At 46.7% G+C, this 26,167-nt stretch carries 27 protein-coding genes; 18 read left to right on the top strand and 9 right to left on the bottom strand.

The features are described 5' to 3' along the window. Window positions 1-121: 121 nt before the first annotated feature. The 3 genes from NYE45_RS18035 to NYE45_RS18025 all read left to right on the top strand — a co-directional run bounded on the left by NYE45_RS18035 (window position 122) and on the right by NYE45_RS18025 (window position 3,314). Window positions 122-892, top strand: coding sequence for an ABC transporter ATP-binding protein (locus tag NYE45_RS18035; protein WP_340013512.1), 771 nt, complete (start codon window positions 122-124; stop codon window positions 890-892). Then, window positions 867-2,828: an ABC transporter permease gene (locus NYE45_RS18030; RefSeq protein WP_340013511.1), complete on the top strand. Its 1,962-nt coding sequence runs from the start codon at window positions 867-869 to the stop codon at window positions 2,826-2,828. Before NYE45_RS18035 ends, NYE45_RS18030 begins: the two co-directional genes overlap by 26 nt. 144 nt (window positions 2,829-2,972) lie before the next feature. Continuing rightward, window positions 2,973-3,314 carry a cupin domain-containing protein gene (locus NYE45_RS18025; RefSeq protein ID WP_340013510.1) on the top strand — a complete coding sequence of 114 codons (342 nt, stop codon included), beginning with the start codon at window positions 2,973-2,975 and terminating at the stop codon, window positions 3,312-3,314. A 237-nt stretch (window positions 3,315-3,551) separates the two neighbouring features. On the opposite strand, the gene NYE45_RS18020 is transcribed toward NYE45_RS18025, so the two are convergent. The 5 genes from NYE45_RS18020 to NYE45_RS18000 are packed head-to-tail and all read right to left on the bottom strand — an operon-like array spanning window position 3,552 to window position 6,346. Then, a complete protein-coding gene (locus tag NYE45_RS18020) occupies window positions 3,552-3,854 on the bottom strand; it encodes a metal-sulfur cluster assembly factor (protein ID WP_197997654.1) in 303 nt (100 codons plus the stop codon). Between the two features lie 28 nt (window positions 3,855-3,882). After that, window positions 3,883-5,115, bottom strand: coding sequence for a hypothetical protein (locus NYE45_RS18015; RefSeq protein WP_340013509.1), 1,233 nt, complete (start codon window positions 5,113-5,115; stop codon window positions 3,883-3,885). Between the two features lie 13 nt (window positions 5,116-5,128). After that, the gene (locus NYE45_RS18010; RefSeq protein ID WP_340013508.1) at window positions 5,129-5,734 is read right to left on the bottom strand and encodes a DUF2249 domain-containing protein; all 606 of its coding nucleotides are present in this window, start codon (window positions 5,732-5,734) and stop codon (window positions 5,129-5,131) included. After that, window positions 5,721-6,095: a hypothetical protein gene (locus NYE45_RS18005; RefSeq protein ID WP_340013507.1), complete on the bottom strand. Its 375-nt coding sequence runs from the start codon at window positions 6,093-6,095 to the stop codon at window positions 5,721-5,723. The genes NYE45_RS18010 and NYE45_RS18005 overlap by 14 nt, the downstream gene beginning before the upstream one ends. Before the next feature lie 17 nt (window positions 6,096-6,112). Continuing rightward, window positions 6,113-6,346, bottom strand: coding sequence for a DUF2249 domain-containing protein (locus NYE45_RS18000; RefSeq protein ID WP_036613358.1), 234 nt, complete (start codon window positions 6,344-6,346; stop codon window positions 6,113-6,115). A 321-nt stretch (window positions 6,347-6,667) separates the two neighbouring features. Here NYE45_RS18000 and moaA point away from each other — a divergent pair, with 321 nt between their 5' ends. The 6 genes from moaA to NYE45_RS17970 are packed head-to-tail and all read left to right on the top strand — an operon-like array spanning window position 6,668 to window position 15,849. Next, complete coding sequence (gene moaA, locus NYE45_RS17995; protein ID WP_340013506.1) at window positions 6,668-7,669, top strand: GTP 3',8-cyclase MoaA; 1,002 nt, start codon at window positions 6,668-6,670, stop codon at window positions 7,667-7,669. Between the two features lie 57 nt (window positions 7,670-7,726). Beyond that, a complete protein-coding gene (locus NYE45_RS17990; RefSeq protein ID WP_340013505.1) occupies window positions 7,727-11,479 on the top strand; it encodes a nitrate reductase subunit alpha in 3,753 nt (1,250 codons plus the stop codon). After that, entirely contained in the window at window positions 11,469-12,938 is a 1,470-nt protein-coding gene (gene narH / locus NYE45_RS17985; RefSeq protein ID WP_340013504.1) for a nitrate reductase subunit beta, read from the top strand. Before NYE45_RS17990 ends, narH begins: the two co-directional genes overlap by 11 nt. Further along, a complete protein-coding gene (narJ, locus tag NYE45_RS17980) occupies window positions 12,923-13,615 on the top strand; it encodes a nitrate reductase molybdenum cofactor assembly chaperone (RefSeq protein WP_340013503.1) in 693 nt (230 codons plus the stop codon). The genes narH and narJ overlap by 16 nt, the downstream gene beginning before the upstream one ends. Continuing rightward, on the top strand, window positions 13,612-14,337 hold the full coding sequence (gene narI, locus NYE45_RS17975) for a respiratory nitrate reductase subunit gamma (protein ID WP_169481142.1): 726 nt from the start codon (window positions 13,612-13,614) through the stop codon (window positions 14,335-14,337). The genes narJ and narI overlap by 4 nt, the downstream gene beginning before the upstream one ends. Then, complete coding sequence (locus tag NYE45_RS17970; protein WP_340013502.1) at window positions 14,338-15,849, top strand: MFS transporter; 1,512 nt, start codon at window positions 14,338-14,340, stop codon at window positions 15,847-15,849. 127 nt (window positions 15,850-15,976) lie between these two features. Here the strand turns inward: NYE45_RS17970 and NYE45_RS17965 are convergent, their stop codons facing one another. After that, window positions 15,977-16,678, bottom strand: a complete 702-nt coding sequence (locus NYE45_RS17965; RefSeq protein WP_340013501.1) for a Crp/Fnr family transcriptional regulator — start codon at window positions 16,676-16,678, stop codon at window positions 15,977-15,979. A gap of 71 nt (window positions 16,679-16,749) precedes the next feature. Between NYE45_RS17965 and NYE45_RS17960 the strand changes: the two genes are divergently transcribed. Both NYE45_RS17960 and NYE45_RS17955 read left to right on the top strand, forming a co-directional pair. After that, window positions 16,750-17,478, top strand: a complete 729-nt coding sequence (locus tag NYE45_RS17960; protein ID WP_340013500.1) for a YwiC-like family protein — start codon at window positions 16,750-16,752, stop codon at window positions 17,476-17,478. A gap of 144 nt (window positions 17,479-17,622) precedes the next feature. Then, on the top strand, window positions 17,623-18,348 hold the full coding sequence (locus NYE45_RS17955; protein WP_340013499.1) for a ZIP family metal transporter: 726 nt from the start codon (window positions 17,623-17,625) through the stop codon (window positions 18,346-18,348). Between the two features lie 134 nt (window positions 18,349-18,482). On the opposite strand, the gene NYE45_RS17950 is transcribed toward NYE45_RS17955, so the two are convergent. From NYE45_RS17950 to NYE45_RS17940, 3 genes are all read right to left on the bottom strand, one after another. Further along, window positions 18,483-18,908 carry a YlbF family regulator gene (locus tag NYE45_RS17950; protein WP_340013497.1) on the bottom strand — a complete coding sequence of 142 codons (426 nt, stop codon included), beginning with the start codon at window positions 18,906-18,908 and terminating at the stop codon, window positions 18,483-18,485. Between the two features lie 190 nt (window positions 18,909-19,098). Next, complete coding sequence (locus NYE45_RS17945) at window positions 19,099-19,785, bottom strand: Crp/Fnr family transcriptional regulator (protein WP_340013496.1); 687 nt, start codon at window positions 19,783-19,785, stop codon at window positions 19,099-19,101. Window positions 19,786-19,841: 56 nt separating this feature from the next. After that, window positions 19,842-20,819, bottom strand: a complete 978-nt coding sequence (locus NYE45_RS17940; protein ID WP_340013495.1) for a multicopper oxidase domain-containing protein — start codon at window positions 20,817-20,819, stop codon at window positions 19,842-19,844. Between the two features lie 290 nt (window positions 20,820-21,109). Between NYE45_RS17940 and NYE45_RS17935 the strand changes: the two genes are divergently transcribed. The 7 genes from NYE45_RS17935 to NYE45_RS17905 are packed head-to-tail and all read left to right on the top strand — an operon-like array spanning window position 21,110 to window position 26,156. Then, window positions 21,110-21,718 carry a hypothetical protein gene (locus NYE45_RS17935; RefSeq protein ID WP_340013494.1) on the top strand — a complete coding sequence of 203 codons (609 nt, stop codon included), beginning with the start codon at window positions 21,110-21,112 and terminating at the stop codon, window positions 21,716-21,718. Between the two features lie 45 nt (window positions 21,719-21,763). Further along, window positions 21,764-22,420 carry a hypothetical protein gene (locus tag NYE45_RS17930; protein ID WP_340013493.1) on the top strand — a complete coding sequence of 219 codons (657 nt, stop codon included), beginning with the start codon at window positions 21,764-21,766 and terminating at the stop codon, window positions 22,418-22,420. Next, complete coding sequence (locus tag NYE45_RS17925) at window positions 22,417-22,974, top strand: hypothetical protein (protein ID WP_340013492.1); 558 nt, start codon at window positions 22,417-22,419, stop codon at window positions 22,972-22,974. Before NYE45_RS17930 ends, NYE45_RS17925 begins: the two co-directional genes overlap by 4 nt. Window positions 22,975-23,018: 44 nt before the next feature. Further along, window positions 23,019-23,753: an SMI1/KNR4 family protein gene (locus NYE45_RS17920; RefSeq protein ID WP_340013491.1), complete on the top strand. Its 735-nt coding sequence runs from the start codon at window positions 23,019-23,021 to the stop codon at window positions 23,751-23,753. Window positions 23,754-23,774: 21 nt separating this feature from the next. Continuing rightward, window positions 23,775-25,076, top strand: coding sequence for a hypothetical protein (locus NYE45_RS17915; RefSeq protein WP_340013490.1), 1,302 nt, complete (start codon window positions 23,775-23,777; stop codon window positions 25,074-25,076). 32 nt (window positions 25,077-25,108) lie between these two features. Next, entirely contained in the window at window positions 25,109-25,531 is a 423-nt protein-coding gene (locus tag NYE45_RS17910) for a hypothetical protein (protein WP_340013489.1), read from the top strand. A gap of 19 nt (window positions 25,532-25,550) precedes the next feature. Further along, window positions 25,551-26,156, top strand: coding sequence for an SMI1/KNR4 family protein (locus NYE45_RS17905; protein WP_340013488.1), 606 nt, complete (start codon window positions 25,551-25,553; stop codon window positions 26,154-26,156). Window positions 26,157-26,167 lie beyond the last annotated feature (11 nt).

Below are 26,167 nucleotides of genomic sequence, written 5' to 3'. Positions count from 1 at the left end.
AAAACCTTAAACGGGTTGTAAGAGAAGTTTAAGGTAATTCGATAGCACCGTTACAGGAGGTCAGTTAGGATAAGAATAGAAATAAACGTATATAGAATGATGGACCAGGAGGGAATTACACATGGAAATGTTACAGGTATCGGCACTCAACAAAGTGTATCAGGGCAAAGTGCAAACTCAAGCCCTTAGTGATATTCATCTGACAATCAAGCAAGGTGAGTTTGTGGGCATTATGGGCCCTTCGGGCAGTGGCAAAACCACGTTATTAAACATGGTCTCGACCATTGATGAACCCAGCTCGGGCAAAGTGCTGATTAATGGCATGAATCCGTTTGATATGAAAAAGAAAGAACTTGCCATGTTCCGACGTCGGGAACTCGGATTTGTCTTTCAGGATTTCAATCTGTTGGACACGCTGACTGTTGCTGAGAATATTGTACTTCCATTGACACTGGACAAGTTCAAACTGAAGGAGATGGAGAGCAGACTACAACGCATTACAGCCAAGCTCGGGATTGATCACATTCTGGATAAACGAGTCTACGAAATCTCGGGCGGACAGCGACAGCGCACAGCCATTGCGAGATCCATGATCAATATGCCTTCAATTGTATTGGCGGATGAACCAACCGGCGCGCTGGATTCTACCTCATCTCAGGCGGTCATGGAGTCGCTTGAACAGATGAACCAGCAGGAGAAAACGACCATTATGCTGGTTACACACGATCCCCTTGCTGCAAGTTATTGTAACCGAATTGTGTTCATCAAGGACGGAAAACTGGCAGCCGAAGTACACCGCGGAGATAATCGACAGACGTTCTTTCAGCGGATCATCGACACCTTATCCTTCTGGGGAGGGAATTCACATGAGCTTTCCTCAGTTCGCGTTTAACAATATTCGTCGAAATGGGCGAGCGTATATTGCTTTTTTTCTAAGTAGTGTGTTTATGGTCATGATTTTCTTCGCTTATGCGGTGTTCATTTATCATCCGTATGTGACAGAGTTGCCGATGGGTGACACAACTGCTACGGGGATGCAGGTGGCTTCGATCATTGTATATGTGTTTGCATTTTTCTTTGTCATGTATTCCATCAGTGCTTTTCTCAAATCACGGAACAAGGAGTTTGGCATTCTGACCATACTTGGTGCAGAGCCCGCACAGATTCGGAGATTGGTCATTTTGGAAAACATGTTGATCGGCTGCTTATCCATTATTGCTGGTATAGGCGGAGGCATGTTGTTGTCGAAGCTGTTTCTGATGTTAACCACTCGTTTTATCGGAATGGATGATCTGCCTTTTTATTTTCCAATCAAAGCGATTCTGATTACGGTAGCAGCCTTTCTGTTATTATTTTTCTGTATTTCGCTCTTCACACTGCTATTTATCGGGAACAAACGGACGTTAGAGCTATTGACGGGTACGAGCAAACCTAAAAAAGAGCCCAAAGCTTCGTGGTTCTTCTCACTTCTGGGATTGGCATTACTTACCGTCGGCTTTGTGGTACTGCGCAGTGAGTTGAATGGCGGAACGATCATGCTTGCAGCAGTTACAGGCATAGCGGGAACGTATTTTTTCTATTCACAGCTTTCCGTGCTCATCATCCGTTTATTGAAGCGTAATCGGAAAACGGTATGGCATGGTACACGTCTGTTATGGATCTCAGAGATAAGTTACAAAATGAAAGATAATGCTCGCATGCTGTTTATGGTGACCGTGGTGATTGCGATTGCTTCAATGAGTGCTGTTGTAATTTTGTCACTAGATCAAGAGAATCGGGAGCAGTTTACCAATAATGATTTTCCAGTCCAATACAATGTGTACACACCTTCAGATCAAATGGATATGAGCTCGATTGATTCGAGACTTGAAGCCGCAGGCTTGGATTATCAGCAAGTGTACCTGGAGTACTTCTGGTCTGATGCGGATCAGAGTGCTGTCTCGGTTATGCCGCTCAGTCATTACAACCGATTCAATACAATCCTAGGAAAAAAGACATTCCAATTGAAATCAGGTTCAGCATTATTCGTAGATTCGCGTAATGAGAAGGATCAGGATCAGATTGATCGAAACAGGTTTCGTGATTATGCGGAAGGAGACACTTTGACGCTAAATATGGAGGATGGCTCATTGCAAGGAAGAGTTACAGCTACGGATGTAGAGCCACGGTTCGCAACCTTGATCTATTCTACAGGTGTAGTCGTTCTTCCGGATGAGCAGTATGAAGAGATCACACAACAGCTCATAGGAAACAGGTTATCTGGCAAAGTTCTGTATCACATTCCTGCATGGGGTCATGCTGTACCGGACAGGCACTCCTCGGAAGCCATGGTTAGCGATCAGCTACTTTCGTCCGCAGATACCATTCGAAGCGATAATGTTTCTTCGGATGAGAATTACTCCGGGTTTCTGACCACTCGATATGGAGATTTTGAGAGATACAGACAGGGCACAGCACTCTTCACCTTTCTTGGCATATTTATCGGATTAATCTTCTCCATCTCTTCCGCAAGCTTTCTGTATTTCAGACTGCATACCGATCTTGAAGCAGATGGGAAAATGGTGCATTCTCTTTCGAAAATGGGTCTCAGTTTCCAGGAGATGAAACGATCATCCACCGTTCAGATTGCTATTCTGTTCTTCTTACCGATCGGAGTAGCCATCATTGAAACGTTGGTCGTGGTTAAGCCATTCCTGACTGAATTCGGTATTACCAATTATACGGTTCCGGTGTTGACTGTATTTGGGGCGTTTGTCCTTGCACAGACGTTTTATTTCTTTGTTATCCGTTCCAGATATATATCTTCTCTGCGCAAAATGATGGTTTAGACATCCAGGAAACAAATGATCATATTTAACCGTTCATGATCTGTTCATTGCTCGCATTTTCTTGATTCAGATCAAGGAAACGCGGGCTTTCCTGCGTTAAGATGAATGTATTCACAGATTATAATATCGAGGAGGACGATTATCATGAGTATTACGTCGTTGCAAGAAGTCAAAGCATTCAGTGAGGACCGTTTTACAAAAAGGGTTTTATTCCAACAGGGTGGTGGAGTGACCTTTGTCCTTCATTTTCTGCCAGGTCAGCAGCTTCCTGTTCATAAACATCCGGGCACAGACGTTATTTTACTGGTGGTCGAAGGCACAGGTACACTTATTCTGGATGGAAAAGAACAAGTGGTGAAACAAGAGGATGTGATTCATTGCGGCGGTGAGGTCGAGTTCGCATTCCATAATACAGGAGAGCAGGAGGTTCGCTTGTTCGTGGTGTTAAATAAAGTGCCAGCAGCATCGTATGCAAAAGACATCTAACATTAATATCTAATATTAAGGAATCAATAAACTGATTCACTGATCGGCACTTAGCATAAGGGAAACTCTATTCTGGAGTTTCCTTATTTATTTTTTTATTCAAGAATACCTTGATCAAGAGTATGTTCCCATCGCAAAACAAAAAGCATACCTATGTCTGAGAGTATCAGATCTTAAGTACGCTTTTTCGTATTCCGGCAGCAATTTGTTCATTCATCCGGTCACTGTTCATTCTGCCTAGAAGTATCCCAGCATTTCTTTGGCTTCATTCGACATCAGCTGTGGAGACCATTGTGGCTCCCACACCACTTGTACATCAATATCGGTTTTATTCGTATTTTCCTGCAAAACCCATTTCACCGCACCGACAATCGTATCATGCAACGGACAACCTGGCGTAGTCAGCGTCATCCGTACATGTACCCGTTCAGGTTCTTCCCTTACTTCATACACCAGACCCAGGTCAACAATATTGACACCTAATTCAGGGTCATACACTTCCTTCAGACATTCCAGCAAATGCGTGGTTTGTTCCATCATGTTCACTCTCCAGTCCACCTTAGTTATGTTAACGTCTGAATACCAAAGCAATATTTGTTATATAAACAATGGAGACAAGAGACAGGATCGTCCCTCCAACCATCATGACCTCTGCCAGATTAATTAGAATTCCACTGACAAGCAAAAGGCTTCCAGCGACCATAGCGAGCATACCCCAATTGACATACCGTTCACTCAGCATACCTGCCATCAGCGGTGTTCCGGGTCTGCCTGCCTGCTTGCCATATTTGTGGGTCCACCATAGAAAAGGCACGATTTTGGAGGCATAGCCAAGTATGGTGAGAGACACCCAACCCCCGAGATATACCCATCCAGACAGCAGAACAACACGTGGATGGAGCAGCAGTTCAGTGCCTTGCGAGGAATAGATCAGTAGGGCAACAGCATATACAGCAAACGCACGGCTTACATACACAGACCAGCGAATGCCCGGACCGGGGTTACTTTTGTGCCGTTTCTCCTGAATTTGCTCCAAGTGATACACATAGAAGAGAAGGGATGCGGTTAGAAGTAAGAGCGCAAGCCAGAGCAATCCTCCCTTGAACCCAGTCAGAAATGCGACAACGCCTGTGATTACAGCTGCGTTCCACAGAACCAGGACCACTTTCTGCAATCGGATGGAATAATTGTGCGACAGGTAGAACATGGGCAGCATTTTGTAACTGAAGCCGGTAATTAACATGCCAAACCAGCCGAGTGTTCCCATCCAGATATGTGCACCGAATAAGCGTTCATGCAGACCGTTCCAATCACCAAAGGCAAAATTCAGACCCATAAGCATACCGGACAGCCCGGTTAGAACCAGATAAATACAGGAACAAGCTGCACTGATCGTCACCGGATTCCACTGTGAGGCACGGAAAAGGGTAACGCTCATATTCCATCCGAACAATAGAATGCCTGAAAGCGCGAGTGTAGCAGAACCGGCAATCCAGATGACATCTGCACGAATGAAGCCGTATAACATGCCCCCGATTCCGATACTGAACAAGAAATAATGACAATAACCAAGAAACAGACTGTAGATATTGGATTGCAAAATAACATGTATCAACTGATAAACGGCACCCATAGCCAACATGGTTGCCCAACCGAGCACAAACAGATGGGCATGAAACCAGCCTTCGGGTCCTCTGAGTTCATCACCAAGCCAGCCTGTCAGTGAGAGCAGGGAGAATGCGTGATACATTACAAATCCAAAGATGCCCGTGATGATAAAAAGAAACGGCAACCTGGACATGGCTTTCGCCTCCTTACCCTTTTTCAATTCTCACTTTGGCCGTACCATCGGCTTGATCCTCAACGGTGTAGGGGCAACCGAGATTATTCAACTCCTCAATCAAGAAGACTGGCACACGGTCATTATGAATCAGCACGACTTCCCCAGGTTTGCAACGTTCCAGTGCGGCAAGTGTTCGCATCATGGGTTGTGGCGGTTCCAATCCGCGATTGTCCAGTATAACGGTGGGCGCCTGTAGAGATTCAAATTTTTCAATCGCAACAGCTTGCTCCTCCGGATGTCCTTTACATGAAGCTGATTCTTCGTCGGAGTCTGGATCAGAATCAGCTTCTGATCCAGATAAAACCATTGCAGAACATGCTTTTGCACCGGTTTTATTTTTTTTGTGTACAAACGTGGTAACCCAGTGATCCGAACCCTTTCGTTCCGATGTGCTGGAGTATCCTTTCATCTTGAGAATACCGAGCAGAGGCGTTGGTTTGAATGGAGCATGTAGTACAAAGACATCTTCATGCTGAAGGCCTTTGACCGTGTCCATGATCAGCTGGAACGGCTCCAGCTTTTTACTCAGATGAGGACGCACATCCAATTCAACAATATGGACATCAGATGGAGACATGTGTGTTCACATCCGATCCTGCACTGGCTACATCCGCCTGATTTACCAACTGTAGAGATGATTCATACAGGGCAGCCATTCCACCGTACAGCGCATAGAAGAATGACTCCGGCGCATCGAGGGAGAAGGACAGATAGGCTTTGGGGTCCATGCCGAGCACACGCTCAAAAAGTCTTGCACTGTCATAGGCGTAAAAACAGAAATGAGTATATTCGAATACAGGCATTTTTTCGTAAATGGTGATAATCTCTTGCGCATATTCTGTTTGCTCACGCTGTGCCATTTGAATCATGTTTGTGGCGTCTTCCAGCCGCAGCGTGATGCGGAGTGTAGTATCGTCAATAATTTCAACGTGCGCCATAGCGGTTCAGCTCCAATCTATAATTTGCTGATTTTGACCTGGAAGGTTGTGGGACCCTGCTCAATATACTCCCAGTTGAAGCCATCGGGATGTGTGGATTGGAACTGGAATCGAAGGGGCTTAGGATCGTGATCGTTAATGAGCAGCATGGATTCCTGTGGTTGCAATTGATCAAACGTTTCGAAAATAACTTTATGTTTCAAATGCGGTGGATACTCCGTGGCATTAATGGTTGCTGCGTATGTGTTCATGTGTCATTCCTCCAGATAGGGATAGTGTGGTGTTGCAATTTGATTATAGAAAAGGTGAAGAGGGGTCTGTGTGAGCCTGCTCACATATTTTCTTTTGCCATAATTTTGCCTTATTTAGACCAAAATCCTGTTTGGTAAAGGGTTGCAGAGCATATATAAATGTGCAACTGTGCGCTATGTTTCACTTCTTGTGATATTTTGCACAGTTCGCTGATCGAGACATCCCTATATTTAGCGTCAAGATGACACTGGATGAGAGGAAGAATAGGTTCCTCCTTCGACTGATGTTAAGACAGCACCCTAGAGAAGGGAGGTACGTGTATGGACTCAACATTAATGGACCCGTTTGGAAGAGTGCATAATTATTTGAGAATTTCGGTGACGGATCGCTGTAATCTCCGTTGTGTGTATTGCATGCCGGAGGAAGGAATGCAGTTTGAACCGACAGAACGCATCCTGTCCTATGAAGAAATCACGTCCATCGTTAAGGCGCTTGCTCCACTGGGCATTCGGAAATTGCGTTTGACCGGAGGGGAGCCTCTTGTTCGCAAGGGGCTGGATCAACTGATTGCAATGTTATCCGCTATTCCAGGAATTGAGGACATCGCATTGACAACCAATGGTATCTATTTGGCAGCTTATGCGGATCTGCTGAAGACTGCGGGGTTAACCCGGGTGAACATAAGCCTGGATTCTTTGAAGCCAGAACGATTCGCAAGCATTACTCGAGGCGGCAAGGTGCAGCGTGTGCTGGATGGAATTAAGGCCAGCCAAAAGGCCGGATTTTATCCGATCAAGCTGAACGTGGTGTTGATGAAAGGCGTGAACGACGATGAGGTGGAAGATTTTCTGCGGATGACCCGGGATGAACCCATTCATATTCGTTTTATTGAGTACATGCCTATTGGTGAAAGTGGAGATGGTTGGAGGTCAGGGTATATGCCTCTCGAACATGTGCTGGAAACATGTGGAGCACGATGGGATTACGAAAGCTGTGGAGAGATTTACGGGAATGGTCCTGCAGACAGTTATCGCATTGTGGGAGCTGCCGGAACGTTTGGTCTGATTCACCCGGTGAGCAGCCATTTTTGCGGAAATTGCAACCGGCTCAGGCTGACGGCAGATGGAAATATCAAACCTTGTCTCTACTGGTCGGATGAGTTCAATGTTCGTCCACTCGTAGGTGATGACAAGGCGGTGCGGGATTTATTTTACAAGGCTCTCGGAGCCAAACCCGAAACACATGACATGTTAAAAGCCTTAAACGGGCAACAGATCGACGGCACGCCAACGCTGCGACATATGTCGCAAATCGGAGGTTAGCAACAGCAGTCCAGGATTCAACTTGCATCAACAGGTCATATATGTGGGAGGACAACAATGAGTAACAAAAGCATGCCCTGGATGGGCAAACTCAAATATTTTGCCAAACGTGAAAAAAGTGCGGAAGGATGGAGCGAGATGTCCCCGGTCAACCGAGATTGGGAAGATGTCTACCGTCGCCGCTGGCAGCATGACAAAGTGGTGCGTTCCACACACGGAGTCAATTGTACCGGATCATGCAGCTGGCAGATCTATGTGAAAGACGGCATTGTCACTTGGGAAACGCAGGCTACCGACTATCCTTCAACTGGACCGGATATGCCGGAATTTGAGCCACGGGGATGTCCACGTGGAGCGAGCTTCTCATGGTATCTCTATAGCCCGCTGCGTGTCAAACATCCTTACGTACGTGGTGCGTTGCTGGACATGTGGCGTGATGCGCTTCAGACGCATGGTGACCCGGTTCAAGCATGGTCCAGCATTGCTGATGATCCGGCCAAAGTGAAAAGATACAAATCGGTGCGGGGTAAAGGTGGATTAATTCGCGCGTCATGGGGTGAAGTGACACAGATTATCGCCGCTTCGCTAATTCATACAATTAAAGAATACGGGCCAGACCGGATTATTGGTTTCTCTCCGATTCCTGCCATGTCGATGGTCAGTTATGCAGCAGGATCACGGTTCTTATCCTTGATGGGATCACCATTGCTTAGTTTTTACGACTGGTATGCGGATCTGCCGCCGGCTTCACCTCAAATCTGGGGCGATCAAACGGATGTGCCGGAGAGCAGTGACTGGTACAACTCGGGATACATTCTGGTATGGGGCTCTAATCTGCCAATGACGCGGACACCGGATGCCCACTTCTTGGCTGAAGCACGTTATCGGGGAACAAAAGTGGTGTCGATCAGCCCGGATTATGCGGAGTACGTGAAATTTGCAGATACGTGGATGTCGGTAAAACAAGGAACGGACGGCGCTCTGGCAATGGCTATGGGCCATGTCATCCTGAAAGAGTTTTATATTGAAAAGCCTACGGACTATTTCATGCAATATGCCAAACAGTATACGGACTTTCCAAATCTGCTGATTGTGGAAGAAAAGGACGGCGTACACACAGCAGGCAGATTTCTCGTCGGGGAAGATCTGGGCATTACAGGTAATAACATGGCTTGGAAAACGCTCGTTTACGATGAAAACAGTGGAACTTATGCGATGCCAAAAGGAAGTTTGGGCTTCCGTTGGGGTGAAGAAGGCACATGGAATCTCAAAATGGAACAGGTAGAGAACGGTGAGCCGATTGATCCAAGACTATCCATGCTTGGCGTCCATCATGATCTTGTAACGATTCAACTGCCTTACTTTGATGATGAGGAGAAACATGTCATGGAGCGGCAGATTCCTGTACGTCAGATTTGGTTAGGGGACAGATGGATTACAGTAACAGCCGTATACGATCTGGTACTTGCAAAATACGGAATTGAACGTGAAATGACACGTTCTGCGGATTCAGCAGAAGTGGTCACTGGTGTGGAGCAATTGAGTGTACGTGTTAACCATGGAGACGACATCTTGCATGCAACACAGGTAAAACCATTCACTCCAAAGTGGCAAGAGAAAATCACTGGTGTGGACCAAGAGACTGTCGTACAGATTGCACGCGAGTTCGCACAGAATGCGATCGATACCCAAGGTCGTTCCATGATCATCATGGGAGCCGGTATTAATCACTGGTACAACTCCGACGTCATCTATCGCGCCATTATTAACTTAATTCTGATGACAGGGTGTCAGGGTGTAAACGGCGGAGGCTGGGCCCACTATGTCGGTCAAGAAAAACTGCGTCCGGCTGAAGGCTGGCAGACGATTGCCTTTGCTCGTGACTGGACTGGACCTGCACGTCTGCAGAACGGAACCTCCTTCTTCTACTTTGCAACAGATCAATGGAGATACGAGGAGACCCAAGTCGGAGAGTTGACCTCAGCGCTTGAGGGTAAACCACGGTTCCAGCATGTGGCTGATTATAATGTGATGGCTGCGCGTATGGGCTGGCTTCCATCCTATCCACAATTCAATCGTAACTCGATTGATCTGCATCAGGATGCACTGCAGGCGGGAGCAACGACGAAGGATGAGATCGGTGCTTATGTGGCCTCTGAATTGCAGAACAAAAATCTGAAGTTCTCGATCGAGCAACCGGATGATCCGGCGAACTTCCCGCGTGTACTGTTTGTCTGGAGAGCGAATCTGATCTCAAGTTCCGGCAAAGGACATGAGTATTTCCTGAAACATCTGCTCGGTGCAACGAACGGATTGCTTAACGATGACGATCATGGCCTGCGCCCAGAGCATGTAGAGTGGGTGGATGAAGCACCGGAAGGCAAGCTAGACCTGATGATTAACATGGATTTCCGTATGGCAGGTACAGCGATGTATTCCGATATTGTGCTGCCAGCAGCGACCTGGTATGAGAAAAGTGATCTGAGCAGTACGGATATGCACCCGTTCGTTCATCCATTCAACCCGGCGGTAGCCACGCAATGGGAATCCCGTTCCGACTGGGATACCTTCAAGGAAATCGCACGTGTATTCTCCGAGATGGCTGAGCAGCAATTCGATGGGCCGCAGAAGGAGATCGTTGCTACTCCGCTCTTGCATGATTCACCGGATGAGCTTGCTCAACCGTACGGAGAGATCAAAGACTGGAGCGCAGGAGAATGTGAAGCGATCCCGGGGAAAACGATGCCGCATATTCAGGTCGTGGAACGTGATTATGCTGCCGTATATAACAAAATGATCAGTCTAGGGCCTGTGGTGAAGGATAAACCAATCGGTACCAAAGGCATATCCTGGTCTGCCAGTGAAGAGTATGAAAAACTCAGTGGTATTCTGGGCGTACACCGTAAAGATGGCGTTGGACAAGGATGTCCGGATCTGAGCACAGACCGGAATGTTGCGGAGGCTATTCTGACCTTGTCTAGTACAACGAACGGCAAGATGGCGGTACGTGCGTGGGAAGCGCTGGAACAGAAAACGGCACTTCATTTGAAAGATTTGGCTGAGGAACGGTCTGAGGAATGTTTTACATTTGACGAGATCACTTCCAAACCGAAAACGGTCATTACCTCGCCTGCCTTCAGCGGATCGGAAAAAGGCGGACGCCGATATTCGCCATTCACCACCAATGTGGAGCGCCTGATTCCATGGCGTACATTGACGGGTAGACAACAGTTCTACATTGATCATGCGATGCTACGCGAATTCGGAGAGACATTAGCTACATTTAAACCTGTGTTGAAGCATACGCCGTTCCATCCGAAAAGCAAACGTCCGATTGAAGGTGGCAAGGAAATTGTCCTGAATTATCTGACACCACATAACAAGTGGTCGATTCACAGTATGTACTATGATGCGCTGCCGATGTTGACCTTGTTCCGAGGCGGCCCGACAATCTGGATGAACTACGAAGATGCAGAAGAAGCCGGACTGGTCGACAATGACTGGATCGAATGCTTCAACCGTAACGGGGTAGTCGTTGCCAGAGCCGTAGTAACACATCGTATTCCTCGCGGCATGGCTTTCATGTATCACGCTCAGGACCGTCACATTAACGTTCCGGGTACCAAAATATCACAAACACGTGGGGGTACGCATAACAGTCCGACACGTATTCATGTGAAGCCAACACATATGATCGGTGGTTATGCCCAGTTAAGTTATGGCTTCAACTACTATGGCCCGACAGGCAACCAGCGTGACCTCAACGTCATCATAAGAAAACTGCAGGAGGTGGATTGGCTTGAAGATTAAAGCACAAGTCAGTATGGTCATGAATCTGGACAAATGTATTGGGTGCCATACATGTAGCGTAACCTGCAAAAACACCTGGACCAATCGTCCAGGTGCAGAATATATGTACTGGAACAATGTGGAGACCAAGCCAGGGGTCGGTTATCCGAAACAATGGGAAGACCAGGAGCGTTATCGCGGTGGCTGGGAGATGAAGAATGGCAAACTGGAATTGAAGTCCGGCACAAGGGCAAGACGCTTGCTTAACATTTTCCATAATCCGGATCAGCCTACCATTGATGATTATTACGAGCCATGGACATACGAGTATGAGAAACTGACGAACAGTCCGGAGAAAAAACATCAGCCTGTAGCAAGACCGAAATCCCAGATTACTGGTGAATATATGAATCTGGAGTGGGGTCCGAACTGGGAAGACGATCTGGCAGGTGCCCATGTAACGGGGATGGAAGATCCCAATATGAAGGGTGTCGAAGACTCAATCAAAATGGATTTTGAACAGGTTTTTATGATGTACCTGCCACGGATCTGTGAACACTGTCTTAACCCGGCCTGTGTGTCCTCCTGTCCTTCCGGAGCGATGTACAAAAGGGAAGAGGACGGAATTGTACTGGTTGACCAGAATGCATGCCGCGCATGGAGATTCTGTGTATCCAGTTGCCCTTACAAAAAGGTCTATTTCAACTGGCAGACGAACAAAGCCGAGAAATGTACCCTTTGTTTCCCTCGGATTGAAGCAGGCTTGCCAACGATCTGTTCCGAAACTTGTGTGGGACGTATCCGTTATATCGGCCTGATGCTGTATGATGCAGACCGTGTTGAAGCCGCTGCTTCCGTTGAAAATGATCAGGATCTCTACGAATCCCAGATGGATATTTTCCTTGATCCGAATGACCCTGAGGTGATTCGCGAAGCGCGCAAGGCCGGAATTCCAGAGGATTGGATTATTGCAGCGCAGCAGTCCCCTATTTATAAAATGGTTATCGACTGGAAAATTGCGCTCCCGCTTCACCCAGAATACCGCACCATGCCCATGGTATGGTACATTCCACCGCTTAGCCCAATTACCAATCGGGTAGAGGGACAGGGAAGTTCGCTGGAGGCCAATGATATTTTCCCGGCGATTGATAACATGCGTATTCCAGTGGAATATTTGGCCAATCTGCTTACGGCAGGAGATACGGATCGAATCCGTGAAGTACTGCGGAAAATGGCAGTTATGCGCATTCACATGCGTAACCAGCAGACGGGTAAGACCAGTGAATCGGCTTTGCTTGAAAGAGTAGGCATGGATGCTCAGGAAGTGGAGGATATGTACCGACTGCTCGCCATTGCGAAATACAACGACCGTTTTGTCATCCCGCCAGCTCACCGTGAGGAAGTGGAAGATCTCTTCAGCGAACAGGGCAGCTGTGGACTAGATTTTGCAGGTGGTCCAGGTTCTTGCGGGGTATTCTGATGGGAGAGGAGACAAGGACACCGATGATGATCGATACCAATGAAAGTACAAGTCAGGCTCTGGTTTACGATACGTATACGAGAAGAATGGTCTGTAAACTGATCTCTTATCTGTTGCAATATCCCGATACAGCGTGGAGAGAAGGATTGCAAGGCGTTAATGAAGCTATACAGTCCATTTCGGATGAGACGATGAACCAGATCCTGCTGACATTTGTAGATGAAGCACAGGCTGTTAGCTCGATTGAGTGGCAGGATGCCTATGTTCGAACATTCGATTTTGATAAAAAGTGTAACCTCCATCTCACCTATGCTCTTCATGGCGATGAAAGGGATCGGGGCCCTGCTTTGATTGAATTGAAGCGCAGATATGAAGCTGCGGGATTTTATATGGAAGTAAGTGAGTTGCCGGATTATCTGCCTATGGTGCTTGAATTTGTAGCTGAGGCTCCCGAGGAAGATGCCTTGGGTGTACTCTCCAGTTGCCATAAGGCTCTGGTCACGATGACCGAAAGCATTACGGGACAGAACAGCCCATATGGACCATTGCTCAGTCTGATGTTACAGGTCATTCCTGAGCCCCCAGCTCCTGATGTACCCAAACAAGAAGAAGCAGCTAACCAACAACCTGAAGATCTCATGCAGATCGCGGCTCAGATGAGGAGGGGGAATCGGTGAGTACACTGGAACTGTTGTTATGGGGCGCTCTTCCCTATATGGTCATTGTTTTCTGTATTACGGCGACAATCTGGAGATATGTGACGAATCCCTTCAGTTGGACGTCCAAGTCCAGTGAGATGCTGGAGAAACGCATGTTGAAATGGGGTAGCTTACTCTTTCATATTGGAATATTCGCCGTAATCTGCGGACATATTGCCGGTTTGCTTGTTCCGGTGGAGTTCTATCGCTGGATCGGCCTGAGTGATGAAGGATATCACTTGATGGCTATCGCAGGAGGACTGCCTGCGGGGATCATTGCATTTGCAGGTGCAGTCATTTTGTTGGTTCGCCGTTATGTTGCTCGGAGAGTACGGGCCACAAGCAGCATCGGGGACTGGCTGGCCCTTGCCATGTTGATCATTGTCATTGTCACCGGCATACTGGCGACCTCGGCCAATGCGGTGAATCACACAGGTTTCGACTATCGAACAACAATTAATCCTTGGTTGCGCGGTCTGATCGTATTCCAGCCTGATCCGGTTCTGATGCAGACGGTACCGCTGAACTTCAAAGTACACATTCTGCTTACCTTTGTACTGTACTGCGTATTTCCATTTACTCGTCTGGTTCACATGCTAAGTATGCCACTGGGTTATCTGAAACGCAGTTATGTGTTGTATCGCAGAAGAGATGGAGCTGTGTATCCGAATCAGGAACAAAAAAAGGAAAGGGCGATGTAAATGCAACATAAAGGAAAAGTTCAACTGCCCTTACAAACCGCAAGTCTGGTTCTTGGTTTCATGGTATGGGTTATCCTGTCATCTCTGATGCCATTTATTAAAGAGGATATTGCGCTTACGTCTTCTCAGCTTGCATGGGCGACAGCGATTCCCGTATTGATCGGATCGATTGCCCGTATTCCGATTGGTTATTGGACGAATCGATATGGAGCACGTAATATTTTTATGATTAGCTTTGTCCTGTTGCTGGCTCCTGTATGGTGGATTAGCCGTGCGACATCGTTCAGTGATCTGGTGATTGGTGGTCTCTTCCTCGGTATTGGGGGAGCTGTCTTCTCCGTCGGTGTAACTTCACTACCCAAATATTATCCGAAAGAGCGACATGGATTTGTTAACGGGATCTACGGAATTGGTAACCTGGGTACAGCACTGTCTGCATTCGGAGCCCCGCTGATCGCTGATCGTATGGGATGGTCTACGACGGTTCTGCTCTACAGTATTCTGCTACTAGGGATGGCAGCGCTGAATTTTGCTCTAGGGGACAAAAAGGAAACTCGTGTTAATGTTCCGCTCATGCAACAACTGAAAGCCATATCACGCAACAATAAACTATGGTTGCTCTGCTTGTTTTATTTTCTGACATTTGGCTCGTTCGTGGCGTTTACGGTATATTTGCCAAACTTCTTAGTCAGTCACTTCCAGATGGACAAAGTCGATGCAGGTATTCGTACAGCGGGGTTCATTCTCGTTGCTACCATCATGCGACCTGTTGGAGGCTGGCTTGGAGATCGATTTAATCCGTTCAAAATATTAATGTTTGTCTTCGGCGGATTAACGATTGCAGCGATTGTATTATCCTTCGCGCCGTCATTCTATATCTACACCTTTGGGTGCCTGACTGTGGCCTTATGCGCAGGGACAGGTAACGGGACTATTTTCAAATTAGTGCCAATGTATTTCGTTAAACAACCAGGTGTAGCGAATGGGATGATCTCGGCTATGGGTGGTCTGGGCGGATTCTTCCCACCGTTGATGTTGACTTTGCTGTATAGCATGACGGGGCATTATGCCATTGGTTTCATGGCGTTGTCACAGATTGCGCTGGTTAGCTTGGTACTTGTGATCTGGATGTTCTACCAAGAGAAGCTTCAGTTATCTGCCAGCATTCTGGAGAATACAATTGAAGCGATTCTGATCACGGATACGAACAGTGTTATTACTTCCGTGAACCCGGCCTTTACTGCAGTCACTGGTTATAGCGCTGAAGAGGCGGTTGGACAGAAACCAAGTCTGTTGAAATCCGGCAAGCAAGATAAACGTTTCTATGACCAATTATGGTTGGAATTACGTGAGAAAGGATATTGGCAGGGCGAGATCTGGAATCGGAAGAAAAACGGAGAAGTCTATCAGGAATGGCTGAGTATTACAGCGATCCGTAATGAAGCCGGCGAAGTCAAATATTATGCGGGCATGTTCAGTGACATGGGCAGGCCAGAGCTCACAATAGCCTGATGCATGTGTCGGTAATTGTGCATACAGCAAGAGACCTTAACATCGATTGCAGGCGTTAAGGTCTCTTTTTGCACACAGAGATTGGTGTAAGGGGCGTGGGGGGGGAACCAGCAGTGGAGCTGGGTGGTTAAGCATCCCTTTGTTGCTTCAATGCTTGTAAATCAAGAATGATAATCCGGCTACGATCCACTTCGAGCAAATGCTCTTTCGTAAGCTGGTTTAGAAGCCGGTTCGCTGTTTCCCTTGTAGTTCCGATGGAATTGGCGAACTCCTGATGTGTCATGGGCAGGTTGATGACAATTTGATCTCCATGCTTCTGCCCGTGCTGCTCTGCGAGCATGAGAAGGAAGGAGAGCACACGATTACGCACATCCTGACCAGAGAGCACCTGTAATTTGTCCTGTAGTTCACGTATTTTGTCTCCGAGTACACGCATAATTTTGATCGCAATCGATGGTGTGCTGAGCATTAATCGTTCGAATAATCTGACAGGAATGGCCAGTAATTCGGTAGGGGTAATCGCTTCAGCGGTAGCCGGGTAGGGGTGTGCGTTAAAAAAGCCGGTGTGCGGGAACATATCCCCTGTTTTGAGGAAAGAGACAATCTGTTCATGTCCATTCTCATCCGTTTTATAGGCTTTTACAATCCCGGTACGAATGAAAAAAACAGCTTCTTTTTCGCTACCTTCGCTGAAAATAACCGTTTTCTTGTGAATGCTTCTGGAAATGGCGATATCTTCGACCTGCTTTAATTCCTCGGGGCTAAGGTCCTGGAAGATGGGGAACTGTTGTAGAAACTCCGCTGCTGTATCTTTGTTTACCCTGCTCATGAGAATCTTTCCTCTCTGTGTTCATATTTCAGAATTACGATATCACTCAATTCTAGGAGGTTAACTGTGAAGTGAAAACCAATACGCATACAATCGTTATCCCTCATGAACATGGCGGCTGGGCCATGGTTAGTGTGCCTTTTCTGGTAGGTATGATTGCAAGTGGGCCGCAGTGGTTACATCTGCCCTTATTTGTAGCCTGGCTTGGACTATATCTAACCGCGTATCCGTTACTGCAGTCTTTAAAAAGAAATGCCAATCGACATCGCTTATACAAGTGGGCTGCAATCTACGGTACAGTGGCTCTAATCTGTCTAATCCCACCCGTTCTTGGTCAGACCTCACTACTATTCTTTGGCCCGGTTCTGGGCGGACTGTTACTTGTGAACATCTGGCATGTAAGACACAAAGTAGAACGCTCGCTTACCAATGATCTGTGTGCCATGCTGATGTTCTCACTAGGGGGAGCGGCTGCTTATCTCATTGGAGGCGGGCACTGGGACTATCGAATGGCAATCGTAGTTTTGTTTTCTTTCTTACATTTTACAGGAAGTACGTTCTTTGTGAAATCGGTCTTTCGAGAGCGAACGAATAAGCGTTGGCTGATGCTAACTCGCCTGGTACATATCCTTCTAATCTTCATACCGATGATGATCGGATACCCATGGATGTCTTTGGCCTATGTCTATTCTGCTGTGCGCACCTTCATATATGCAGGCAGAACACTGCGCCCCATGAAGGTCGGTATGATTGAAATCATTGGAGCCGTGCAGTTCCTGCTCTGGTCTATTCTGTTGTAACCGCATCATTTCATCATAGCGTGATTTTTGAACACAACAGGTGATATAGATCACAACGTTACAGGATTGTTTTTGATTGGTCGGCGAGGGTTAATGGAATGATAGAGGATAGAACATGATTGAACAAGAGAGGGGTCGGCCCGGATGTGGACTGCATTCATGTGGGGCGGCATCTCTGCCTCAGCGGTTGTCATAGGCGCACTGGCAGCATTGTTTCTGAAGATACCCAAACGAGTGATAGGCTGGATCATGGCTTTTGGGACAGGAACATTAATCGGTGCAGCGACCTTTGAACTTCTCGGAGATGCGCTGAATGATGGGGGGATTATACCCACAGCCATTGGATTTACGGCGGGTGCCGTCGTGTATACCCTGTTTGACCTGCTCGTTTCTGCAAAGGGTGGGGCAGGACGTAAACGCTCGGGAAGGTCAGGAGACTCGAATCAAAGCGGACTTGGGATCTTTGCAGGCACGGTAATGGACGCTATCCCGGAATCCATCATGCTTGGCGCCAGCTTGCTGGCTGGCAACGGTGTCAGTGTGGTGCTGGTGGTATCGATCTTTGTCAGCAACATCCCTGAAGGTCTGTCCAGCACGGTTGGACTGCAGGGCAGCAAGTACAGTCGTGCAAAAATCATGCTGATGTGGCTGAGTGTACTATTGATCTCCGCGCTTGCGGCTTTGGGTGGATATCTGTTTCTGGAGCAGCTTCCAGAGGAGATGGGTGCAGCGATTGGTGCATTTGCAGGTGGTGGAATCATTGCCATGATCTGCTCAACGATGATGCCGGAAGCCTTTGAAGAGGGTGGGCCAGTTGTGGGTTTGATTGCATCTATGGGATTGCTCGTATCGCTGTTGTTGGATCTGTAGATGACAGAATAAGCTTCCGATCAATGTCCTCTCCGTTTTTGTGTAAATATTAGTTAAATTTATATAAAAAGAGTATCCGAACAGCGTGATTTCTGATCGGATACTCTTTTTTATTATTAAAACGAAGGATGATATTAATGGCTGCCGGAACAGCTTCCTCCGCACCCGCAAGCTTCCTTACCTAGTTCACTAGTTTCGGGCAGGCGGTTCAATTCCACGGATTTCGTGAAATAGTGACTAAGCTGCTGATGTAGCTGGCTGAACTCCCGTTGTGCATAGATGAACCGACGAATGAGCGGATGATCATAGAGTGCGCGTTCTTCCTCTTCATACACCTGAATTTCAGATGCAAGCAATTCAATATTCTGCCATTCTTTTTCTTCCAGTGCCTGATGTTTCTCCATAAATTTCTCATACTGAGTCGTAGCTTGCTCATCTGCAGCAAATTGATCAATCATGTCCCGCATCTCTTTGTAGCCTTCATCCTGTAGCAGCAGTGAACAGAGCTCTTGCATTTTGTGCATAATGATCTGTTTGTCCAATTTAACAACCGTATTCATTGCATAAACCTCCTGAAGATCTTTTCTTAACTGTATACTGTAACGCTAGGTCACACTGTGACGATACTCACATCCAATGTGAAATATAATACTTGTCCCAAAGCTATATAAGCTGAATTAATCATTCACACGTTAACAGTGAGGGGAAGGTCATTCTGCCCTCGTGGTGTTCGTGCAAATAATCTTTAGTTCAGGATGGAACCATTTCCCTGAGCTGCTCCAATTGCAGAATAAGGATACAGTTCCCTGTAACCTGAAGCAGTCCCTGAGTTTGCATTATGGCAAGTTTGCGACTAAGTGTTTCGGGTGTGATCCCGAGTAACAGAGCCATATCTTTTTTGAAAACAGGCAAGCGGATCTCATGCTTTGCATGATTTCGGGTATGAAAATACAAAAGCAACTTGGCAATCTTCTGTTCCGTTGTCATCGCACTGAGCGAGCTGTTCCATTCATCTGTTTCACGGAGTAGATTGGAAATAGCAAGCAGGAAATGATAAGCAAGCTTCGGATCATGTTCAAGTAACTGGTCAAAGTCATGCTTGCTGATAGAGCAGATGGCCGAAGGCTCCAGAACTTCGGCGTTCGTGGCATGTGGTTTTTGATGTAACAGGGAATCTTGTCCGAAGAAATCTCCGGGAAACAGAAACCGGATAATATGTTCCTTGCCATTTTCATTGTATTTGGATAACTTCACACATCCCTGATGAACCACGTAAAGCGTATCAGAGCGTTCTCCCTCCTGGACGACAACTTCGCCTTTGTTATATTTGCGGGTATGCAAAAGGGCGGTCAGCAATGCAGCTTCGGATGGATCAAGATGCTGGAACAGAGATACTTTGGAGAAACAGGCTTCCTTCGCTTCGTGCGCACAGATCATCGTTCAATCACCTCGAATTATTCAGGATGGGTATATCCATTATCTATTGTCATGTCTCAGTGAGACATGGCGGGTCCACCATGATCAGTACCATCCTTGGTCACGCGCAGAACAGCGGAAGCGCCTTTGGCTACATGGTTAAACTGATGGGTTACAATCGCATAATCGCCTTCTTCGGTCACGGTGAACTCTACAACAGCTCCACCACTTGCGGGAAGCATAACCGTCTGTATTCCATACTGGATGTTGCGTGGATTCCCGTCGGTATACACGCGGTCCATAATGGTACCCACAACGTGGAAGGATGAGACTTCATTGGGTCCGGCATTACTGACATAAATCCGAACCGTATCTCCTACTTTGGCTAACAGGGGATAATTTACTAATCCATAATCATTGCCGTTAAATACGACATAATCCGGCTCCCCGTTCAAAAAAGCTTCGTAATCATGTTCTTTATACCATTCACTCTGAACAAGGGTATACTCACGATCAACCAAGTGATCGGAAGGGTATCCTGCCTTGGGTTCAACAATAATCATGCCGTACATACCGTTCGCGATATGGGCAAGAACCGGCTTGGTTCCGCAGTGATACATGAATACACCGGGTGAGGAGGTGGGATAGGTGAACGTGCCTTCCTCGCCTGGCATAACATCAATAAATTTGCTGCTGGGAGCAGCATGTACAGCATGAAAATCCATGGAGTGAGGCAAGCTGGAATCTTTATTTTTTAATGTGAACACCAAAGTATCTCCCTCTGTCACACGAAGTACCGGTCCGGGAACGGTGCCATTAAATGTCCAAGCGTTATAGATCACACCTTCGGAGATTTCGACATCTGTAACTTGGGCCGTCATTTCAATATATACCGTAGTACCTTCTCTGCGAATGATCGGGTCCACCGGAGGTTGACTGACCGCAGAGGAGGAGACTTCATCGTGGTGAACTGGTTTAACCGTATTGGTTGAACTACAGTGAGAGAGAGTTGCTGTGAATATAGCGAATACGAGGGACCATTTATATACATTCATTAAGGAAAGCATAGGTACACAACCTTTACTCAAGTGATGTTTTTCACAAGCTAAAAAGCAGGTATTCTTTCATTTCAGTAGTTATTTAGTTATAGATTACGTTATTGAGGAGGAGACGGGTGTGATGAGGCACACACTTGGGTATGTCGTATTAGAGGCATTTTCAACAATCTGCCTGCAATTCTTGTGCTGAAGAACGGAGTTTCATATAATTTTAGAGAGATGGATTGGTAAATGTTGAGTATTATGACGCTGTGTGTGTCGTAGTTTCAGGAGAGGGGAGATGCGGAATGAAACGTTTCGAAGATGAAGGTGCCTATAAGTATAGTTTCTATTCGGTACTTCGACGGGGAGAACGGATTGATGTGAAATGTCCCAAATGCGGTGGGCACGCTTCGATTGAACAACGGAATGGTCAAATGGGATGGAAGTGTTTCGAATGTTATGCTCAAGCTTCTGAAGAACCAGTATATCAATATAAAGCCAAGGAGAATTGTGCTGTATGTGAACGCTGGTTCAACGTGGAAGTCACAGACGAGAAGAAGACGTCTCACCGATCGACGCATGTGGAATGTCCGCATTGTAGTTCTGTTAATCAGGTTGAATTACATGCCAAGCCGACATACCAAAGGTATTTTTCCGAGATTCGTGCAGGGAAAGATCCTGTGTTCGGGCTGGCATTATACTTCATGGATGATTTCAGAGGAAAAATCATATGGGCTGTTAATCGGGAGCACCTGAATTATCTCATCGCTTATGTTTCCGCAGATCTGCGTGTAAAACATGCAAATATGCCTATACGAACGGCTTCGCATAGTATTCCGGCTTATATCAAGGATGCGAAGAACAGGGATGTGGTTGTGCGTACACTGTCGAAGCTTCAGCATAAGACTGGATGAGAACGGAATTGAAGATGAAGCGTTAAAGCCGCAAGGAGAGAAGATATGAAACTACGAGTTAAACTTACTATTTTTGCAGTCATTCTGGGTGTGTTGATGATTCCGGCTTATTTTATTTTACAGGCATTTGGTGTATTTCAAAAAGAGACAGTATTATCTGACTATGCTCTCGCCGTTGATGTTAATGGGAAGTCCTATGAAGCCTGGCCGCTTATTAACAGTTTTGCAGCAATGGACAAAGAGGAAGATAACCGTCAGTTTTATTACCGGATTGATATGAATCACATCCAATACCTGTTTAATCTGGCCTATCAGGAGTATGATGTGAAACCCGGCGGGGACAATCCGTATCTGGCTGGTACTGTAAACTATCAACGTACAGATCACAACTATGTGCAGACCGAGAGACAGTATGAGAACGCCAATGATTTCACAACGGTTTTGAACCTGTATGATCAGGATGGGCAGGTGATCTACACCTACAATAACACCGGCAAGGGAGATAAACAGCTGGTAGAATCCATTATTCATCAGGGGATGAGCCGTTCTACGAATGGTGGTGGGGGTGAAGCCGTGCGCGATCCATATATCAATATTACGGCGTTATTTCGCGACAAGCTAAACATCGATGTGAAATTGACGGTGGATGAGGAACATAAAGTGGTTACTATTCGAATGAACAAATCGGAGGCGAGATCATGAATGAGTATGGTGTGCAACACGGACCGGCTTATCTGGAAGGATTAACAAGGAGGGAAGAAGTCGTCGAGTCCGATGAAGTGGAGTGGAAAGGCAAACTTCAAATGAGTGATGGACACGATAAATTCCATATTTATTATTATGGTGACTTGACGGAAGATGATCTGATTGCCTGGCATGATTCGACACCGCTTCTTGTATATGCGGAGCATACGGTCACGGGTGAGCGCTATCTGCTCATTGATTCCGCCAAGCACGGATATGATGCCATGTTATGTGAGACCTATTCGGAAGAAGTACTACATGACAGACCCCTTCGTCCTTATCTGGATGTTGAAGGAGAGGACATCTTTGAGGTAGAGTTGACGGCCTATTATAATGTGCCTTGGGATGAAGAGTTCGGCGAAGATGTGGATGAGCATGGTACGTATGAATTGATTACGGGAGAACGCATGGATTTTAATCAGGTCAAGCGTGATGGATATGATGCCTTTGCCATTCGTATTCTGAATCGTAAAGGGATATGGACTGACATTGTACAGGAAGAACTGGCTTAGATCTGTAAACGAATGAATCAAACTGAGATGGGAGATGTCAACAAATGTATATCGTATCCCGTGCACTTAAGCCGGTTCCAGCAGAGGAACTGGATCGCTTTGAACAACAGCACGCCATCTCGCTACCTTTGTCATACCGTACCTGGATTGAACAATACGGAGAAGGTACGTACACGGGCTGGATGAATGTGCAGAGACCGGACCCGGAAGTGCTGAAGCCTTTTGTGGAATATGATTTTTGGATACATACGGACGATTCGCCTATAAGTCAGCATCAACTTGAGCAGTGCATCTCCATCGGCAGTTCTGTAGATGGAGATTTCCTTGCTGTTCATCCGGAAGTTGAGGGGCTATTGTGGCTACCGCGCCATGATGAGCATATTACCTTGTGGACATGCTCGGAGACTGAATTTGGCGAAACGCTGAACCGGATCTATTGCGGGTATTACCGTCAGGATAAACCGATATCGCCACTATACTATGAACCGTGGAATGAGCTGCGGAAGCATAGGTTTTATCACTTTACGGGGACGGAACAGGGAAGCTCCATGAAGGAACTCGCAGATAAGTGCAAGACGGAATTTAAGTGGGACGCAGTGTTGGAGAATGAGTACACGTGTAAGCTGTTTATGGCTTCGATGGGAGGATATGTACGTTTTAACTATGCGAATGGGAGAGAGGTTGCCCTGTTCTATGAAGAAAAGAACGGTGCGGAGGAGGCAACGGATAACGAAATCAGTCTGTTTTTGCAAGCACAACATTGTACGGCATATGAATAGGGGCAGAGTGGAGGACAACTCATGAGTTGGTTAAAGGAAGACATCGCGGAACAATGGCGCAATGAGGGTAAGCGTTATGCAAGGGATGTCAATGCATTTGTACGGAGAGGCATGCAGGGAGAGCAACCAGATGAATCCGAGCTGGAGGGAGACTCCAGAAGCGGTATGAGTACTGAAGTTTTACATATGGTGAGACAGGCCAATCTCCAAGGTGACTTGGAGATGCTCCGACGTGAGCTGCCAGCATCGACGTGGCCATTGAGCGAGGCGTTTCAGGCTTCCATGCAGGCGGTCAAAGTTGTAGGTTATCTGAACGAAGAGACGTGTGTATGTAATACGGGCATCTTCACGGAGAATGGTCAGATATATACGATGGATCAGCATGGATGGCAGTTGATTTCTTCGTATAGTTTTGCAGGTTGCTCATCAGACGGATTGGACTATGCGCTTGCAGGACCGGAAGGTATTCGTGTTATCCATCAGCCTGATCGCAGGTTGGAAGGACAGGAGATAGCGACATATTGTTGGGAGGATATTCAAGCCCGGATACAGTCGTCCTTACCTCGGATTGAATCACTTGCGGATTGTGAGCATCCCGAACGGACACTTGAAGGACTTATACCTATGGACGAAGGCAGAGCACTACTTATACATTCACGATACGGGATATATCTGGTAACGCAAGCTGAGGTGACCTTGCTTCATCCCGATCTGGCAGAGATCGAAGAGTATGAGCTAGAGGATACACAGATAGATATGGGACATGCAGCTGTATCACAAGATGGTCGATGGATTGCCTACGGTAGCCAAGGGAGCAATCATATGGTGATGGACCGTCAGCTGAACAAGACATACTCCCTCTATCCGGAATCGAGCTATCCTCATTATGCGGCATTCACCAGTGATAACCAGAACGTCTGGTTTAACGCATGTCATTTCTATAATGGAGTCACAATACAGGTTCCGCTGAACTCAATCGCAGGTAACGAAACGAAGGAAGATTGGCCAGTGATGGATGAGAATGCACGTGTGTATGCAGCAGTGGAAATAGAGGCGGGCATGGTACTTGGGGATGCATACGGTTATCTATATTGCGTGAATAACGAGGGAAAAGAAGTATGGCGCCATTTTGTGGGTAGTACCATCTATTCTCTCGCCGTATCCCCTAAGCAGTCCAAGCTGGCAGTGGGTACCTATGGAGGTATGCTGCATGTGCTGGATCTTCATTCGAACGAGATGGATGAATATGGGATCGGTACAGGCACTCTTCGTGAGCATGAGCGGTATGTGTTGTGGCGTGGAGAAGCGCCTCTACGCTGGTGAGTCAGCATTTTGACCTAGTTAGGGGTGAAGGAATGGAACGTGAAGAGGCAGTAATGTTATTAAAATGTCATGCTTTTTCCTATGATGATCTGAGTCATCCCAAGATGGAGAACGGTTTTATTGGCAGTCTGCGTCCTTTCCGTGGAGAATTGCTTGAGGAGAATTTTCATGAGTTGATGGGGATACTGCGTGTTCTGGCGTCCGAACTTGCACGGCCTTCACTGGATCGGGAAGTCATGGCATGTCTATGGGGAATTTCTCATATGGCACGTGCCTGGGCCGTTGAACCTGAGGGTATGCTTCGCAGCAACAACCTCATTTCGGATGAACAGGTGGCGTTGATGGAACAATGGCTTAATTTGTTATCTTATGCAGTCATGATTCTGATTGAAGGCGGCGGAGAGAAAGAAGCGTTTTGGGAATATCATCAATATCTACAAGAAGAGAAGAACTGAGATATGGAGGTGGGTGAGATTGGAGCCGAATGTATCATTAAACGTGCTAATGGACGAGCTGAGTCGCTTGTTAGATGAGAGAATACAGGATCAAGAGATTCGGCAATTGTTCGAAGAATATCAACAACGGAAAGGTGCATCCGAGGAAAGTCTGGATCTATTTGAAAAGGAGTATGGCGTCCGGCTGCCTGGCGATTTTCGTACCTTTTACCAAATCAAAGATGGCAGTGGTTACGGGCTGCATGTGCTGTACCCCGGTGATGCCGAGGGTGGGCGTTGTACCCCCTTTTATCTGATGTCATTGGAAGAGATTCGAGAAACCAAACAATACTTTTGTGAAGTAGATGAGAAGCTCGAAGAGTATTATTCTGCCGAAGAGATCAGTCAGCTGGACCCGGAGATCAAACCATATCTGTTCCATAAACCATGGATTCCTTTTGCAACAATTGCGGGAGGTTCACTGTATCTGATGCTCGATTTTGATCCAACGGAGGAAGGCACGTCTGGGCAGATTATTATGTATGTGCACGATCCGGACTTTGTCTATTATCTAACACCTACCTTTACAGATCTGCTCAGCATGTCGAACCGTAATCTGAAGATGATGGATGAGATTACATATTAAATCCTGAACGC

It is taken from the genome of Paenibacillus sp. FSL K6-1318 (assembly GCF_037976905.1).
GTDB classification, from domain to species: Bacteria; Bacillota; Bacilli; order Paenibacillales; family Paenibacillaceae; genus Paenibacillus; species Paenibacillus amylolyticus_A.
This window is presented reverse-complemented; position numbering and strand designations above follow the sequence as displayed.

What these genes read in the sequence shown, in the direction of transcription:
- NYE45_RS18000 (WP_036613358.1), bottom strand. Translation starts at nt 6,346, where the DNA reads ATGAACACATACGCAGCAACCATTAATGCCACGGAGTATCCACCGCAT.
- NYE45_RS17930 (WP_340013493.1), top strand. Translation starts at nt 21,764, where the DNA reads ATGAAACTACGAGTTAAACTTACTATTTTTGCAGTCATTCTGGGTGTG.
- NYE45_RS18020 (WP_197997654.1), bottom strand. Translation starts at nt 3,854, where the DNA reads ATGATGGAACAAACCACGCATTTGCTGGAATGTCTGAAGGAAGTGTAT.
- NYE45_RS18005 (WP_340013507.1), bottom strand. Translation starts at nt 6,095, where the DNA reads ATGGCGCACGTTGAAATTATTGACGATACTACACTCCGCATCACGCTG.
- NYE45_RS17950 (WP_340013497.1), bottom strand. Translation starts at nt 18,908, where the DNA reads ATGAATACGGTTGTTAAATTGGACAAACAGATCATTATGCACAAAATG.
- NYE45_RS17990 (WP_340013505.1), top strand. Translation starts at nt 7,727, where the DNA reads ATGAGTAACAAAAGCATGCCCTGGATGGGCAAACTCAAATATTTTGCC.
- NYE45_RS17915 (WP_340013490.1), top strand. Translation starts at nt 23,775, where the DNA reads ATGAGTTGGTTAAAGGAAGACATCGCGGAACAATGGCGCAATGAGGGT.
- NYE45_RS18015 (WP_340013509.1), bottom strand. Translation starts at nt 5,115, where the DNA reads ATGTCCAGGTTGCCGTTTCTTTTTATCATCACGGGCATCTTTGGATTT.
- NYE45_RS17925 (WP_340013492.1), top strand. Translation starts at nt 22,417, where the DNA reads ATGAATGAGTATGGTGTGCAACACGGACCGGCTTATCTGGAAGGATTA.
- NYE45_RS17935 (WP_340013494.1), top strand. Translation starts at nt 21,110, where the DNA reads ATGAAACGTTTCGAAGATGAAGGTGCCTATAAGTATAGTTTCTATTCG.
- NYE45_RS17970 (WP_340013502.1), top strand. Translation starts at nt 14,338, where the DNA reads ATGCAACATAAAGGAAAAGTTCAACTGCCCTTACAAACCGCAAGTCTG.
- NYE45_RS17920 (WP_340013491.1), top strand. Translation starts at nt 23,019, where the DNA reads ATGTATATCGTATCCCGTGCACTTAAGCCGGTTCCAGCAGAGGAACTG.
- NYE45_RS18010 (WP_340013508.1), bottom strand. Translation starts at nt 5,734, where the DNA reads ATGTCTCCATCTGATGTCCATATTGTTGAATTGGATGTGCGTCCTCAT.
- NYE45_RS17945 (WP_340013496.1), bottom strand. Translation starts at nt 19,785, where the DNA reads ATGATCTGTGCGCACGAAGCGAAGGAAGCCTGTTTCTCCAAAGTATCT.
- NYE45_RS18025 (WP_340013510.1), top strand. Translation starts at nt 2,973, where the DNA reads ATGAGTATTACGTCGTTGCAAGAAGTCAAAGCATTCAGTGAGGACCGT.
- NYE45_RS18030 (WP_340013511.1), top strand. Translation starts at nt 867, where the DNA reads ATGAGCTTTCCTCAGTTCGCGTTTAACAATATTCGTCGAAATGGGCGA.
- NYE45_RS18035 (WP_340013512.1), top strand. Translation starts at nt 122, where the DNA reads ATGGAAATGTTACAGGTATCGGCACTCAACAAAGTGTATCAGGGCAAA.
- NYE45_RS17965 (WP_340013501.1), bottom strand. Translation starts at nt 16,678, where the DNA reads ATGAGCAGGGTAAACAAAGATACAGCAGCGGAGTTTCTACAACAGTTC.
- NYE45_RS17910 (WP_340013489.1), top strand. Translation starts at nt 25,109, where the DNA reads ATGGAACGTGAAGAGGCAGTAATGTTATTAAAATGTCATGCTTTTTCC.
- moaA (WP_340013506.1), top strand. Translation starts at nt 6,668, where the DNA reads ATGGACTCAACATTAATGGACCCGTTTGGAAGAGTGCATAATTATTTG.
- NYE45_RS17955 (WP_340013499.1), top strand. Translation starts at nt 17,623, where the DNA reads ATGTGGACTGCATTCATGTGGGGCGGCATCTCTGCCTCAGCGGTTGTC.
- NYE45_RS17940 (WP_340013495.1), bottom strand. Translation starts at nt 20,819, where the DNA reads ATGAATGTATATAAATGGTCCCTCGTATTCGCTATATTCACAGCAACT.